Origin of the sequence: Pseudokineococcus lusitanus, assembly GCF_003751265.1 — a bacterium.
GTDB classification, from domain to species: domain Bacteria; phylum Actinomycetota; class Actinomycetes; order Actinomycetales; family Quadrisphaeraceae; genus Pseudokineococcus; species Pseudokineococcus lusitanus.
Genome location: NZ_RJKN01000001.1, coordinates 676,135 through 690,095, shown reverse-complemented (window position 1 = coordinate 690,095; position 13,961 = coordinate 676,135). Strand labels below are relative to the sequence as shown.

At 76.2% G+C, this 13,961-nt stretch carries 13 protein-coding genes; 8 read left to right on the top strand and 5 right to left on the bottom strand.

Features of this window, described 5'->3' with window-relative positions:
* Positions 1-143 precede the first annotated feature (143 nt).
* The 6 genes from EDC03_RS03200 to EDC03_RS03175 all read left to right on the top strand — a co-directional run bounded on the left by EDC03_RS03200 (position 144) and on the right by EDC03_RS03175 (position 8,157).
* Complete coding sequence (locus EDC03_RS03200) at positions 144-1,172, top strand: LacI family DNA-binding transcriptional regulator (protein WP_123378677.1); 1,029 nt, start codon at positions 144-146, stop codon at positions 1,170-1,172.
* Between the two features lie 201 nt (positions 1,173-1,373).
* Positions 1,374-2,642: a sugar ABC transporter substrate-binding protein gene (locus EDC03_RS03195; protein ID WP_123378676.1), complete on the top strand. Its 1,269-nt coding sequence runs from the start codon at positions 1,374-1,376 to the stop codon at positions 2,640-2,642.
* A gap of 151 nt (positions 2,643-2,793) precedes the next feature.
* A complete protein-coding gene (locus EDC03_RS03190) occupies positions 2,794-3,762 on the top strand; it encodes a carbohydrate ABC transporter permease (protein WP_123378815.1) in 969 nt (322 codons plus the stop codon).
* 149 nt (positions 3,763-3,911) lie between these two features.
* Positions 3,912-4,673, top strand: a complete 762-nt coding sequence (locus EDC03_RS03185; RefSeq protein ID WP_123378814.1) for a carbohydrate ABC transporter permease — start codon at positions 3,912-3,914, stop codon at positions 4,671-4,673.
* A 4-nt stretch (positions 4,674-4,677) separates the two neighbouring features.
* Positions 4,678-6,627, top strand: coding sequence for a glycoside hydrolase family 127 protein (locus tag EDC03_RS03180; protein WP_123378675.1), 1,950 nt, complete (start codon positions 4,678-4,680; stop codon positions 6,625-6,627).
* Positions 6,628-6,693: 66 nt separating this feature from the next.
* Positions 6,694-8,157 carry a glucose-6-phosphate dehydrogenase gene (locus EDC03_RS03175; protein ID WP_123378674.1) on the top strand — a complete coding sequence of 488 codons (1,464 nt, stop codon included), beginning with the start codon at positions 6,694-6,696 and terminating at the stop codon, positions 8,155-8,157.
* A gap of 67 nt (positions 8,158-8,224) precedes the next feature.
* Here the strand turns inward: EDC03_RS03175 and EDC03_RS03170 are convergent, their stop codons facing one another.
* From EDC03_RS03170 to EDC03_RS03150, 5 genes are all read right to left on the bottom strand, one after another.
* The gene (locus EDC03_RS03170) at positions 8,225-8,467 is read right to left on the bottom strand and encodes a DUF6480 family protein (protein ID WP_123378673.1); all 243 of its coding nucleotides are present in this window, start codon (positions 8,465-8,467) and stop codon (positions 8,225-8,227) included.
* A 71-nt stretch (positions 8,468-8,538) separates the two neighbouring features.
* A complete protein-coding gene (hisN, locus tag EDC03_RS03165; protein ID WP_123378672.1) occupies positions 8,539-9,366 on the bottom strand; it encodes a histidinol-phosphatase in 828 nt (275 codons plus the stop codon).
* A gap of 38 nt (positions 9,367-9,404) precedes the next feature.
* A complete protein-coding gene (rsgA, locus tag EDC03_RS03160; RefSeq protein WP_422393774.1) occupies positions 9,405-10,571 on the bottom strand; it encodes a ribosome small subunit-dependent GTPase A in 1,167 nt (388 codons plus the stop codon).
* On the bottom strand, positions 10,568-11,890 hold the full coding sequence (aroA, locus tag EDC03_RS03155) for a 3-phosphoshikimate 1-carboxyvinyltransferase (RefSeq protein ID WP_123378671.1): 1,323 nt from the start codon (positions 11,888-11,890) through the stop codon (positions 10,568-10,570). Before aroA ends, rsgA begins: the two co-directional genes overlap by 4 nt.
* Before the next feature lie 152 nt (positions 11,891-12,042).
* On the bottom strand, positions 12,043-12,603 hold the full coding sequence (locus EDC03_RS03150) for a hypothetical protein (protein ID WP_123378670.1): 561 nt from the start codon (positions 12,601-12,603) through the stop codon (positions 12,043-12,045).
* A gap of 320 nt (positions 12,604-12,923) precedes the next feature.
* Between EDC03_RS03150 and EDC03_RS03145 the strand changes: the two genes are divergently transcribed.
* Together EDC03_RS03145 and rsrA are read left to right on the top strand one after the other, a co-directional pair.
* The gene (locus EDC03_RS03145; RefSeq protein ID WP_123378812.1) at positions 12,924-13,640 is read left to right on the top strand and encodes a sigma-70 family RNA polymerase sigma factor; all 717 of its coding nucleotides are present in this window, start codon (positions 12,924-12,926) and stop codon (positions 13,638-13,640) included.
* A complete protein-coding gene (gene rsrA / locus EDC03_RS03140; RefSeq protein ID WP_123378669.1) occupies positions 13,637-13,933 on the top strand; it encodes a mycothiol system anti-sigma-R factor in 297 nt (98 codons plus the stop codon). Before EDC03_RS03145 ends, rsrA begins: the two co-directional genes overlap by 4 nt.
* Positions 13,934-13,961: the final 28 nt, after the last annotated feature.

Sequence of the window (13,961 nt, the reverse complement as noted above, 5' to 3'; positions counted from 1 at the left end):
GACACAAAGCGGTCACGTCCCTTGACGGCGGCTCGCTGCACGTGCTGGCATGTGCCCCAGCAACAGCGAACCGGTTCGACGTCGAGCCGGGAGCACCCGTGAGGTGCTCGACGCCCTACGGTGCTCGAGGAGGTGCACTCGCCATGGCCACGATCGGTGACGTCGCCCGCGTCGCGGGCGTCTCGCGCAGCACGGCGTCCTACGCCCTCTCGGGCAAGCGCTCGTTGAGCGACGAGGTCCGCCGCCGCGTCGCCGAGGCGGTCGAGGAGCTGGGCTACACGCCCAACGCCGGGGCGCGGGCGCTGGCCACCTCGCAGACGAAGGTCCTCGGGCTCCTCGCCCAGTTCCTCGAGGACGAGTTCGCGCCGGCGATGATGCAGTACTTCCTCGGCGTCTCGAACACGGCGCGGCAGCTGGGCTACGACCTGCTGCTCGTCAACGAGCCCGACGGGCCGGCGTCGCTGCGACGGGTGCTGTCCTCCCGGATGGTCGACGGCGTCGTCCTGCTCAACGTGGCCGAGGACGACGCCCGGCTGCCCGTCCTCCGGGCGGCGCAGCAGCCCGGGGCGCTCGTGGGTCTGCCGGCCGACTGCACCGGCGTGGACGTCTTCGACCTCGACTTCGAGGAGTCCGGTCGGCAGATGGTCGACCACCTCCACCGTCTCGGGCACCGCGAGGCGGTCCTCGTCAACCAGCCCGAGCACGTCGTGGCCCGGGGCGGCGCCTACGTGTGGCGCCTCCAGGACGCGGCGCTCGAGGAGGCTCGGCGCCGGGACATGGTGCTGCACACCGCCTTCGCCGAGTCCTCGCAGCCCGAGGTGGGGCGCACGCTGCACCGCCTGCTGGACGCGCACCCGGCGGCGACCGGCGTGCTGCTCAACAACGAGGCGGCCGCCTCGGCGCTGCCCGGCGTCCTCGCCGAGCGGGGCCTCCGGGCCCCCGACGACGTGTCGGTCGTCGGGCGCTACTCCGACGACTTCGCCCGCACCTTCTCGCTCCCGTACTCGGCCGTCGAGAGCGCCCCCGACCGCCTGGGGCAGATGGCCGTCCGCCAGCTCGTCCGTCGCATCGAGCGCGCGGCGGACGACGAGCCCCACGTGGTCCGCCTGCTGTCACCGGTCCTCCTGGACCGGGGGAGCACCGGGCCGCCCCGCCCCGCCCCGCACCCCTGACGCACGCCCGCCGGCACCCCGGCCGCGTGACCCCGCGACCGTCGCGCCCCACCCCGCGCGCCGGCCCGCCCCCTCCCGACCCGCCCCGATGCCCCCTGCCCTGGTCCGCCCTGCCCTGACCCGCCCCGCCCTGCGCCCGGTCGCCCTGCGGCGGCCGGGCCGCACCGCCGCACCGTTCACCCCGTTCGAGGAGGAACACCCGTGAACCGCTCCCGCCGCACCCGATCCCTACGCGTCGCCCTCGCCGCCGGCGCCTCGCTCACCCTCCTGCTCGCCGCCGGCTGCGGTGGCGACGACGCCCCGACCGGGGGCGACGACGCCGCCGGGGGCACGTACACCTGGTGGGACCCGTACCCCCAGCACGAGGCCGGCTCCGACTGGCAGAACCGGGTCGAGGCCTGCGGCGACGAGGCCGGGGTCACCATCGAGCGCACCGCCTACGACACGACCGCCCTCACCAACCAGGCGCTGCTCTCGGCGCAGGAGGGGACGTCGCCCGACGTCATCCTGCTCGACAACCCGGCGGTCTCCACGCTCGCGGAGACGGGCATCGTCACGACGACGGAGGAGCTCGGTCTCGACACCTCGTCGATCGACCCCAACCTGCTCGCCGCCGGCCAGATCGACGGGGAGACCTACGGGGTGCCCGTCGGCGCGAACACGCTCGCGCTCTACTACAACGCGGACATCCTCACCGCCGCCGGGGTGGACCCCGCCTCCATCACCGACTGGGCCTCGCTGACGACCGCGCTGGAGACCGTCACCGCCGCCGGGAACGGGGGCATCACCTTCTCGGGCATCGGCACCGAGGAGGGGTCCTTCCAGTTCCTCCCGTGGTTCTGGGGCGCCGGCGCCGAGCTGACCGACCTCTCCTCCCCGGAGGCCGTCGAGGCTCTCCAGCTCTGGACGGACTGGGTCGACCAGGGGCTCGCGCCCAACACCGTCATCAGCAACAGCCAGAACACCGTCTGGGAGGAGTTCCTCACCGGCACCTTCGCCTTCGCGGAGAACGGGACCTGGCAGGTCAACAGCGCCCTCGACGCGGACTTCGAGACCGGGATCATCCAGATCCCCGCCCGCGACGGCGGCGTCGCGGAGGCCCCGACGGGCGGCGAGTTCGCCATCGCCCCGGTGCAGGAGGACGCCTCCCGCTACGAGACCACCGCGGCGATCATCGACTGCATGACGAGCACCGAGGGTGCCGTCGAGACGGCGAACACCTTCGCGTACTACGTGCCCCCGACCGAGGCCGGCCAGGACGCGCTGCTGGCCGAGGACGCCACCCTCGAGCCCTGGGTCGAGGCGGTGCGCTCCGCCAAGGGCCGCACGAGCGACGACCTCGGCACGGACTACCCCCTCATCTCCGAGGCGCTGTGGACCGCTGTGCAGGAGTCCCTCTCGGGCACGGCCTCCCCGCAGGAGGCGCTGGAGCAGGCGCAGGCCGACGCGGCCGCCGCGGTCGAGGGCTGACCCGCGCCCACGCCGGGCGCGGTGCGGGGCGACGGCGGACCCCGTCGCCCCGCACCGCACCGGCCGCCCGACGACGACCCGGCCGGGCCGAGCCACGAGCCCGGCCGGGTCGTCCCCCACCCGCCCCAGCACCCGAGGAAGGTCCGTGGCCATGAGCCCGAGCACCGTGACCGCCCCGAGCGGCACCCGCACCGGCGCAGCCGCCCCGCCGCCCCGCCGACGACGACGCGAGGCGGGGCCCGGAGGCAGCCGGCGGGCGGCGCTGCTCTTCCTGCTGCCGCTGCTGGTCTACCTCGTCGCCTTCTACGTCTACCCGCTCCTGCGGAACGTCGACCTGAGCCTGCGCGACTACACGATCCGCGCCTTCATCACGGGCACCGCCGACTTCGTCGGTCTCGACAACTACCGCGAGATCCTCGCCGACCGGACCTTCGGCCAGGCCGTCGTCAACACGGCGGTCTTCACCGGCGTCTCGATCGTGGCGCAGTTCGCCCTCGGGCTCGCCCTGGCCGTGTTCTTCCGCCACAGCTTCCCGCTGTCGGGCGTCCTGCGGGCCCTCTTCCTCGTGCCGTGGCTGCTGCCGCTCATCGTCTCGGCGTCGGCCTGGTCGTGGTTGCTCAACAGCGAGAACGGCGTCGTCAACGCGGCGCTCGCCGCGGTGGGCCTGCCGACGGTGAACTGGCTGACCTCGCCGGGGTGGGCGCTGGTGTCGGTGACCCTCGCCAACATCTGGCTCGGGATCCCCTTCAACCTCGTCATCCTCTACTCCGGCCTGCAGAACATCTCGGCGGACCTGTACGAGGCCGCCTCGCTGGACGGCGCCACCGGGCGGCAGCAGTTCTGGCGCATCACCCTCCCCCTGCTGGCGCCGGTCTCGGCCATCACCCTGCTGCTGGGGCTCGTCTACACGCTCAAGGTGGTGGACATCATCTGGATCATGACCACGGGCGGCCCCGGGTCCTCGTCGACGACGCTCGCCATCTGGTCCTACCGCGAGGCCTTCGGGACGGGGCAGCCGGACTTCTCGCCCGCCGCGGCCGTGGGCAACCTGCTCATCCTCGTCGCGCTCGCCGGCGGCCTGCTCTACCTCTGGCTCCAGCGCCGGCAGGCCCGGTCGTGAGCGCCCTCCAGACGCCCCGGCGCGACGGCGGGCCGACGGCCGGGGGGCCGCCGTCCGCCGGGCGGCCGCGCCCGCCCGCACCGCCGGCGGTCCGCCGGCCGAAGGTCGCCTGGTGGCGCACCGCCCTCGGCCTCGTGCTGACGGCCGTCATGCTCTTCCCGGTCTACTGGATCCTCAACGTCTCCCTCACGCAGACGCAGGACCTGCGGCGGACACCGCCGAGCCTGCTGCCGCTGGCGCCGACCTTCGAGGGCTACGAGGCGGTCCTCGACCAGCAGCTGCAGGCCCTCGGGGTCAGCCTGCTCGTCGGCCTCGGCACGGTCGTCCTCACGGTCGTCGTGGCGGCGCCGGCCGGCTGGGCGCTCGCCAAGATGCGACCCCGCGGGGCCGGCGCGCTGAGCTTCGCCCTCCTCGTGGCGCAGATGATCCCCGCCGTCGTCATGGCGATGGGCTTCTACAGCATCTACGTGCGGCTCGGGCTGCTCAACGAGGTGTGGGGGCTCGTCGTCGCGGACTCGACGATCGCCGTCCCCTTCGCCGTCCTGCTCTTCACGGCCTTCATGTCCGGCATCCCCGACGAGCTCCTCGACGCCGCCCGCGTCGACGGCGCGAGCACCTGGCGCATCTTCGTCGCGGTCGTCCTGCCGCTGTCCCGCAACTCCGTCATCACCGTGTCGCTCTTCGCCTTCCTGTGGGCGTGGTCGGACTTCGTCTTCGCGTCCACGCTGAACCGGCAGGGCGACCTCGTGCCCATCACGCTGAGCCTCTTCGCCTACATCGGCAACAACACGACGCAGTGGAACGCCGTCATGGCGACCGCCGTCGTCGCGTCGGTCCCTGCGGCCGTGCTCCTCGTGCTCGCCCAGCGCTACGTCGCCGCCGGTGTCACCGCCGGCGCCGTGAAGGACTGATCCCGTGACCACCACCCTCCCGAGCCCGTCCACGACCGCCGGGGCCCCCGCCGACGCGGCCCGCCCCGTCGTCCCCCGCTCCGGCGCCCGGCGCGGCGCCGGGCTGCGGGAGGTGACCCTCGTCGACGGCTTCTGGGCCGACCGCCAGCGCACCAACGCGCGGGAGACCGTCCAGCACTGCGTCGCCTGGGTCGAGCGGCTGGGCTGGCTGCGCAACTTCGACCGCGTGGCCGACGGCACCACCGGCCCCGACCGCCCCGGATGGCAGTTCTCCGACTCCGAGGTCTACAAGCTGCTCGAGGCGCTCGCGTGGCAGCTCGCCGCCGCGCCGACGCCGGACCTCGAGGCCCTGCACGACCGGCTCGTGGCGCGCGTGGCCGCGGCCCAGGACGCGGACGGCTACCTCAGCACCGCCTTCGGGCACCCCGGCCTGCCGCCCCGGTGGAGCGACCTGGAGAAAGGGCACGAGCTCTACTGCGTCGGCCACCTCCTCCAGGCGGCCGTCGCCCGCGGGCGCACCCACCCCGCCGACCTGCTCGTCGAGGTCGCCCGACGGGCGGCCGACCAGGTCTGCGAGGAGTTCGGCCCCGACGGGCGCGACGGCGTCTGCGGGCACCCGGAGATCGAGGTGGGGCTGGCCGAGCTCGGCCGCCTCCTCGACGAGCCGCGCTACACCGCCCAGGCGGCGCTCTTCGTCGAGCGGCGCGGGCACGGCCGCCTGGGGCCGATCCCCCTCCTCGGACCCGCGTACTTCCAGGACGACGTCCCCGTGCGGGACGCCGACGTCTGGCGCGGGCACGCCGTCCGTGCGCTCTACCTCGCCGCCGGCGCCGTCGACGTGGCCGTCGACACGGGGGACGCGGGGCTGCTCGACGCCGTCCGCCGCCAGTGGGAGCGGAGCGTGGCCCGCCGCACCTACATCACGGGCGGCATGGGCTCCCGCCACCAGGACGAGGGCTTCGGCGAGGACTGGGAGCTGCCGCCCGACCGGGCCTACTGCGAGACGTGCGCCGGCGTCGGCTCGGTCATGGTGTCGTGGCGCCTCTCGCTCGCCACGGGCGACGTCCGGTACGCCGACCTCGTCGAGCGCACCTTCTACAACGTCGTCGCGACGTCCCCGCGCGGCGACGGCCGGGCCTTCTTCTACGCCAACCCGCTCCAGCAGCGGGTCGCGGGGACGGACGTCGCCGAGGACGCCGAGAACCCGCGGGCGGAGGGTGGGGCGCGGGCGCCGTGGTTCGACGTCTCCTGCTGCCCGACCAACGTGGCCCGGACGCTCGCGTCCTGGCAGGCGTACGCCGTGGCCGTCGAGGGCGACCGGGTGGAGCTGCTCCAGCACACCTCCTGCGACGTGCGGGTCGCCCTCGACGACGGGGGCGTGCTGGGGCTGCGCGTGCGGACCGGCTACCCGGTCGAGGGCGAGGTCGTCGTCGACGTCGTCGAGGAGCCGGGCCGGGCGGTGGCGCTGGCGCTGCGCGTCCCCGCCTGGGCCACGGGCGCCGAGCTCGTCGACGGCCCGACGACGACGGCGGTCGCCCCGGGGCTGGCCGTGGTCACCCGCCGCTGGGTGGAGGGGGAGCGGCTCCTGCTGCGCCTGCCCGTGGCGCCGCGCTGGTCGCGGGCGGACCCCCGCGTCGACGCGGTGCGCGGGTGCGTGGCCGTGGAGGCCGGCCCGCTCGTGCTGTGCGTCGAGCAGCCCGACCTCCCCGACGGCGCCGACCTCGACCTCCTCGAGGTGGACACCGGGGTCCCGCTGCGACGCGCGGGCGACGGCGCCGTGGCGGCGGGTCGGCTGCGCGCCGTGCCCGCGGTCGGCGGCGACCTGCCGTACGGCGACCGCCCCCCGGAGGGGGAGGGCGTGCGCGTCGAGGTCCCCCTCGTGCCGTACCACCGCTGGGCCGAGCGCGGGCCGGGCACGATGCGCGTGTGGGTGCCCGAGGCGGGCCGGGGCTGACGGCCGGGCCCGTGCCCGCCCGGCCCCGGCGCGCACCGGGGGACGTGCGCGCCTAGCGTCGAGCGCATGGCTGACGACGCGCGCCCCGACCCCGCCGCCCGACCCGCCCCCACGGTCTTCGTCCTCTACGGCGCCACGGGCGACCTCGCCCGGCGGATGGTGCTGCCGGCGTTCTACGACCTCGCGTGCCGCGGGCTCATGCCGGAGGACTGGCGCCTCGTCGGCAACGGGCGCGGCGACGTCGCCCACGAGGACTTCCGCGGCCACGTGCGCGAGGTGCTCGAGGAGTTCGGCCCGCACCCGGACTCCGGTCCCTGGGAGGACTTCTCGCAGCGCCTGCTCTTCGCGGGCGGCGGCTTCACGACCGACTCGCCGGGGAGCCTGCTCGACGTGCTGCGGCACGCCCGGGAGGACATGGCGGAGCTGGGGGAGCAGGCCCAGCTGGTCCACTACCTCGCCATCCCGCCGTCGGCCTTCGAGGAGACGACGCGCGCGCTCGGCGAGCACGACCTCGCCGACGGCGCCACGGTCGTCTACGAGAAGCCCTTCGGCACCTCCCCCGAGTCCTTCCGGGAGCTCGACGCGCTCGTGCACGAGGTCCTCGACGAGGAGCAGGTCTTCCGGATCGACCACTTCCTCGGCAAGGAGGGCACGCAGGCCCTCCACGTCCTCCGCTTCGGCAACGCGCTCTTCGGCAACGTCTGGGGCCGCGACTCCGTCGAGCAGGTGCAGGTCGACGTGCCGGAGGACCTCGACGTCGCGGACCGGGCCGGCTTCTACGACGAGACGGGCGCCCTGCTCGACATGCTCGTCACCCACCTCCTGCAGGTGACGGCCGAGGTGGCCATGGAGGCGCCGGCGTCGTCGTCCGCCGAGGACCTGCAGACCGCCCGCGAGGCGGTGCTCGCCGCCGTCCGGCCGCTGCAGCCCGAGGACGTCGTCCTCGGGCAGTACGAGGGGTACACCGACATCGACGGCGTCCCCGACGGCTCGACGACGGACACCTTCGTCGCCGCGCGGGTGTGGGTGGACACCGACCGCTGGCACGGCGTGCCCTTCCTCCTGCGCACCGGCAAGCGGATGGCGCAGAAGGCCCAGCGGGTGAGCCTCGTCCTGCGGCGGCCGGAGGCGCCGTCGCTGCCGTCGCTGCCGGTCCAGGGCAACGTCCTCACCGTCGACATCTCCGGCTCGGGAGCGCTGGACATCGGCATGGTGCTCAAGCAGCCCGGGCCCGACCTCGTGCTCACCAGCTCGAGCGCGCGCCTGCAGCTGTGCGACGTCGCGGGCGGCGACCCGCTGCCGCCGTACGTGGCCCTGCTGCACGACGTGCTGCACGGCGACCGGTCGCTCTTCACGAGCTCGGACGGCCTGCAGGCCGCGTGGTCGCGGGTCGAGCCCGTGCTCCGGGACCGGCCCGCCGTCCAGCCGTACGCCCCGGGCTCCTGGGGTCCCGCGGCGGCCGACGAGCTCGCCGGCCCCGGCGGCTGGCTGCTCGGCGGGAGCGGCAGCCGGGACGACGACGAGGGCTGACCCGCCCCGTGCACGACGGAGCCCCGTGGCCGACGGCCACGGGGCTCCGTGCGTGCGGGGCGGGTGGTCAGCCGGGGAAGAAGATGGCCCGGACGACGAAGAAGAGGACGAAGAGCAGGACGAGCCCGATGATCGCGATCGGGACCGCCTTGTTGACCGCGCCCGACGGCTGCTTCTGGTCGGTCGGCTTGTTGTCCGAGAGACCGGACGTCCCCGCCTCCGACGGCGGCGTGTCGCCCGGGCGGACGCCGCCGCCCGGCTCGAGGCCGGGGGTGTCGCTCGGGTCCGGGTCGGGGCTGGGGGAGGTCATGCCGCCATCCTGCGCGCGGGGTGCGGCGGGCGCGCGCCGAGAGCCGCGTCCGGGACGGTCCGGGCTGCGGCTCAGGCGTCCCCGCGCGCGGCGAGCGCCTCGAGCACCCGCTCGTGCAGCCGGCCGTTGGTGACGACGGCGCTGCCGCCGTGCGGCCCGTCCACGCCGGCGAGGGAGGTGAGGCGACCGCCGGCCTCGGTGACGACGGGGACGAGCGCGGCCATGTCGTGCAGGGCCAGCTCCGGCTCGCAGGCCACGTCGACGGCGCCCTCGGCGACGAGGACGTGCGACCAGAAGTCGCCGTAGGCGCGGGTGCGCCACACCTGCCGGGTGAGGTCGAGGAAGCCGTCGAGGCGGCCGGCCTCCTCCCACCCGGTCAGGCTGGAGAAGGACAGCGAGGCGTCGGCGAGCTCGTCGACCTCCGAGACGTGGATCTGCCGCGCCGACGCCAACGAGCGGCCCGTCCACGCGCCGGTGCCCGTGGCGGCCCACCAGCGGCGGCCGAGCGCGGGCGCGGAGACGACGCCGAGCACGGGCTCGCCGTCGACGAGCAGCGCCAGGAGCGTCGCCCACACCGGCACGCCGCGGACGAAGTTCTTCGTGCCGTCGATGGGGTCGACGACCCACTGCCGGGAGCCGCCGCCCGTGAGGCCGCCCTCCTCGCCGAGGACCGCGTCGCGGGGACGGACCCGCGCCAGCTGCGAGCGCACGAGCTCCTCGGCGGCGCGGTCGGCGTCGGTGACGGGCGTGAGGTCGGGCTTGGTGTCGACCTGCAGGTCGAGGGCGCCGGCGCGGGACGTCGTCAGGCCGTCGACGGCGTCCGCGACGACGTGCGCGAGGCGGAGGTCGTCGTCGACGCCGCGGGCCCGGCGGAGGCTGTCGGCGGAGGTCGGGCTCACCGGGCGGACGCTACCGCCCGTCCCGTCGCCGGCCGTCGCTACCGGCTGCCCGCGGCGGGCACGTCGGGCCGCACGGGCGCGCCGCCGGCCTCCTCGCCGCCCGCGCGGCTGCGCAGGAGGCGCCGCAGCGACTCGAGCCGGGCCGGGCCGGCGGGCCCCGCCGCGCCCGAGGCGACCCAGGCGTCGAGGCCGCACTCCGGCTCGTCGTGGGAGCAGCCGCGCGGGCAGCCCTCCTCGCCCGGCTCGAGGTCGGGGAAGGCGGCGAGCAGGGAGGACGGCCGCACGTGCGCGAGGCCGAAGCTGCGGACGCCGGGCGTGTCGACGACCCACCCCGCGGGCCCGTCGTCGGTGCCGCCGTCCCTGGCGTCGTCCCTGCCGCCGTCCCTGCCGCCGTCGCCCGGGGCGGTCGCGGGCAGGCGCAGCGCCAGGGCCGAGGAGGAGGTGTGGCGGCCGCGGCCGGTGACGTCGTTGACCCGCCCGGTGGCGCGGGCGGCGTCCGGCACGAGGGCGTTGACGAGCGTCGACTTGCCGACGCCGGAGTGGCCGACGAGGACGGTCGTGCGGCCGGCGAGCCGCTCGCGCAGCACCGCGAGCCCGGCGGGGTCGTGCCGCGGGCGTCCCTCGTCGTCGACCACCGGTGTGCCGTCGGGGCGGGCGGCGCGGCGCAGGACGACCGACGGCAGGTCGAGCGCCGCGTACCCGGCGACGAAGGCCGCGGGGTCGGCCAGGTCGCCCTTCGTCACGACGAGGAGGACGTCCATGCCCGCGTCGAGGGCGGCGACGAGGCAGCGGTCGACGAGGCCCGTCCGCGGCTCCGGGTCGGCGGCCGCGACGACGACCGCCAGCTGGTCGGCGTTGGCGACGAGGACCCGCTCGACGGGGTCGTCGTCGTCCGCGGACCGGCGCAGCACGGTGCGGCGCTCGTCGACCCGGACGACGCGGGCGATGGTGCCGGGGTCCCCGCTCGTGTCGCCGACGAGGTGGACCGCGTCCCCGACGACGACGCCCGTGCGCCCCAGCTCGCGCGAGCGCACCGCGGTCACCTCGGCGCCGTCGACGAGGACGGTGGAGCGGCCGCGGTCGACGGTGAGGACGAGCCCCGGCACGGCGTCCTCGTGCCGGGGGCGCTGCTTGGTCCGCGGCCGCGACCCCCGGGGGTTCGGGCGGCTGCGGACGTCGTCCTCGTCGGGCGCTCGCCGGCTCACCGTCCGGGGGCCCCCGCCGCCGGGGCGCCGGCCTGCTCCCCGGCGAGCATCGCCGCCCAGAGGCCGGGGAAGTCCGGCAGGGTCTTGCGCGTCGTCTCGACGTCCTCGACGACGACGTCCGGCACCGCGAGTCCCAGCACGGCGCCCATCTGCGCCATGCGGTGGTCGGCGTACGTGCGCACGAGCCCGCCGTGCAGCGGGGCCGGCCGGACGACGAGGCCGTCCGCCGTCTCCTCGGCCGAGCCGCCGAGCCGGGTGATCTCGGCGACCACCGCCGCGAGGCGGTCGGTCTCGTGCCCGCGCAGGTGGGCCACGCCGCGCAGGCGGGTGGGGGAGGACGCCAGGGCGGCCAGCGCGGCGACGACGGGGACCAGCTCGCCCGCCTCCCGCAGGTCGACGTCGACGCCGTAGAGGTCGCCGCCGCGGACGACGAGGCCGTCCCGGTCGAGCGAGACCTCCGCGCCCATCTCGTCGAGCAGGTCGCGCAGGAGGTCGCCGGCCTGGGTCGTGCGCTGCGGCCAGCCGACGACCCGCACCCGTCCGCCCGTGACGGCCGCCGCGGCGAGGAAGGGGGCGGCGTTGGACAGGTCCGGCTCGACGTCGACGTCGAGCGGCTGCAGCGGGCCGGGGGCCACGGCCCACACGTCCTCGCCGCGCTCCTCGACGACCGCGCCGGCGTCCCGGAGGACCTCGACGGTCATGGCGACGTGCGGCTGGCTGGGCAGCGGCGGGCCGACGTGGCGGACGACGAGACCCCGCTCGTAGCGGGCCGCGGCGAGCAGCAGCCCGGAGACGAACTGGCTCGAGGCGGCGGCGTCGAGGCTGACCTCGCCCCCGGGGACCGCGCCGCGGCCGTGCACGACGAGGGGGAGGGCGCCCCGCCCGGCGTCGTCGACCTCGACCCCGAGGTCGCGGAGGGCCCCGACCACCGGGGCCAGGGGCCGCTCGCGGGCCCGGGGGTCGCCGTCGAGGCGGACGTCACCGGTCGCCAGCGCGGCGACGGGCGGGACGAAGCGCATGACGGTCCCCGCGAGGCCGACGTCGACGGAGCCGCCGGTGAGGGCGGCGGCCGGCGTCACCCGCCAGTCCGTGCCGCCGGCTGCGCCGGGGACCTCCTCGACGCGGGCGCCGAGGGCCTCGAGCCCGCGCGCCATGAGGAGGGTGTCCCGCGAGCGCAGGGGCGCGCGGACGAGGGACGGCCCGTCGGCGAGCGCGGCGAGGACGAGGTAGCGGTTGGTCAGCGACTTCGACCCGGGGAGGGCGACGACGGCGTCGACGGGCCGGTCGGCGTGCGGGGCCGGCCACCGGGAGAGCTCCATGGCGCCAGCGTAGGGAGGTGGCCGGCCGACCTCGCGCGACCGGGCGGGCGGGGCCCGTCACCGCCCCCGCCGCGGGACGACGGAGGGCGGCCGGGGTGCTCCCCGACCGCCCTCCGACGACCGCCCGGGCGTGCCGGGCGGGTGGTGCGTGCTCAGACGCCGATCTTGTCGCCCACGCGGTGCCCGGCGAGGCGCACGGAGCGGTCGGCGGTCCGGGCCGCGTGCCGGGCCTCGCGGCGGGCCAGCTTGCCGGCGGCGCGGCCGGCGCGGCCCGCGTCCTTGGCCGCGCGGCGCGAGCGCCACGACAGACCGGGCTTGCCGTCGGTGTCCACCGCCGACACGAGGGCGGCGCCCACGAGGCCGAGGTCCTTGAGGAGCAGCGTCCGCTGGCGCTTGCGCTCGTCGACCCCGTCGGCCTTCCAGAAGGCGTGCTCGGAGAGGGCGGCCGGCGCGAGGCTCGCCGCCATGACCGCGGCCGAGAGGCGGGGGAGGCGGCCGAGGCCGAAGAGGAGGGCCGAGACGGCCATGGCGGCGCCGTCGGCGCGCACGACGGTGGCCGTGGGCGTGTCGCCGAGGCCCAGCGGGGAGCGGACGCGCTCGACGAGCGGCGACCACGCGTCGGCGTGGGCGGGCGCGCGGCGGGCGAGCTGGACGCCCTGGTCCACGAAGGCGGCGGCGATCAGCGGGCGGGCGAGGCGTCGCATGAGGGACATGCCTGCTGGTCTACCGCATCGGTGGCCCACCCACCACGCAGGACGACCGGCGCGGGGTGTCCCGCCGGGCCCGTCGACGGGGCGCCGGCGGGGCCGGTGGCGGGCGAGGAACAGCCGCCGCGCGACGGCGGTTGACGCGGGGGACACGCACCGGACCGCCGGGAGGCACGACGCCCCCGGCCGCGAGGTGCCGGTACCGACGCAGACCAGAGCAGGAGGGCACGATGCTGGTCGTCCTCGAGGACAACCACCGCGCGGAGACGCCGCTGCGGTGCCCGGCGGTGGGCACCGCCCGGCCCGCCGGACTACGCTCGGCCGTGATGGCAGACGAGCGCACCGACAGCCCCACCCCCGCGGCGGACGCCCCGGCGGGGACCGACGTCACGGCCGAGGCGCCCGAGGTCGAGGTGGGCGAGGGCAGCGGCGAGGACGGCTCGCGGGCCCCGGAGGCGGAGTCCGCGGCGCAGCGGGTGGCCCGCTTCGAGGCGGAGGCCCTGCAGCACCTGGACCAGCTGTACTCGGCCGCCATGCGCATGACGCGGAACCCGGCCGACGCGGAGGACCTCGTGCAGGAGGCCTTCACCAAGGCCTTCGCGTCCTTCCACCAGTACCGCCCGGGCACGAACCTCAAGGCCTGGCTGTACCGCATCCTCACGAACACCTACATCAACACCTACCGCAAGAAGCAGCGGCAGCCCCAGCAGTCCCACTCCGAGGACGTCGAGGACTGGCAGCTCGCGCGGGCGGAGTCGCACACGTCGACGGGGCTGCGGTCGGCGGAGACGGACGCGCTCGACCACCTCCCCGACTCCGACGTCAAGGAGGCCCTCCAGAACATCCCGGAGGACTTCCGCATCGCGGTCTACCTCGCCGACGTCGAGGGCTTCGCCTACAAGGAGATCGCGGAGATCATGGGGACCCCCATCGGCACCGTGATGTCCCGGCTGCACCGCGGCCGGCGCCAGCTGCGCGAGCAGCTCGCGGACTACGCGCGCGACCGCGGCGTCGTCGGCGCGGGCCGGGGGGCCGACGCGTGAGCGGCGGCCGCTGCGGGGACGCGGCTCCCGAGGGGCGTGCGCGCTCCGGCGAGACGGACTGCGAGGAGGTCATCGACCGCCTCTACGCCTTCCTCGACGAGGAGCTGTCGGCCGAGGACGAGGTGGACGTGCCGCGCATCCAGCGGCACCTCGCCGAGTGCGCCCCGTGCCTGCGCGAGCGCGACGTCGAGGTCGTCGTCCGGGAGGTCGTCCGACGGGCCTGCGCCGGCGACCACGCGCCGCAGTCGCTGCGCGTGCGGATCATGACCTCGATCACGACGACCCGCGGCTGACGCCCCGCCGCACCGCACGACGACGAAG

Excerpts from the sequence above, each read along its gene's own strand:
- EDC03_RS03200 (WP_123378677.1), top strand. The coding sequence starts at position 144 with ATGGCCACGATCGGTGACGTCGCCCGCGTCGCGGGCGTCTCGCGCAGC.
- EDC03_RS03190 (WP_123378815.1), top strand. The coding sequence starts at position 2,794 with ATGAGCCCGAGCACCGTGACCGCCCCGAGCGGCACCCGCACCGGCGCA.
- EDC03_RS03185 (WP_123378814.1), top strand. The coding sequence starts at position 3,912 with ATGCTCTTCCCGGTCTACTGGATCCTCAACGTCTCCCTCACGCAGACG.
- EDC03_RS03175 (WP_123378674.1), top strand. The coding sequence starts at position 6,694 with ATGGCTGACGACGCGCGCCCCGACCCCGCCGCCCGACCCGCCCCCACG.
- EDC03_RS03170 (WP_123378673.1), bottom strand. The coding sequence starts at position 8,467 with ATGACCTCCCCCAGCCCCGACCCGGACCCGAGCGACACCCCCGGCCTC.
- aroA (WP_123378671.1), bottom strand. The coding sequence starts at position 11,890 with ATGGAGCTCTCCCGGTGGCCGGCCCCGCACGCCGACCGGCCCGTCGAC.
- EDC03_RS03150 (WP_123378670.1), bottom strand. The coding sequence starts at position 12,603 with ATGTCCCTCATGCGACGCCTCGCCCGCCCGCTGATCGCCGCCGCCTTC.
- EDC03_RS03145 (WP_123378812.1), top strand. The coding sequence starts at position 12,924 with ATGGCAGACGAGCGCACCGACAGCCCCACCCCCGCGGCGGACGCCCCG.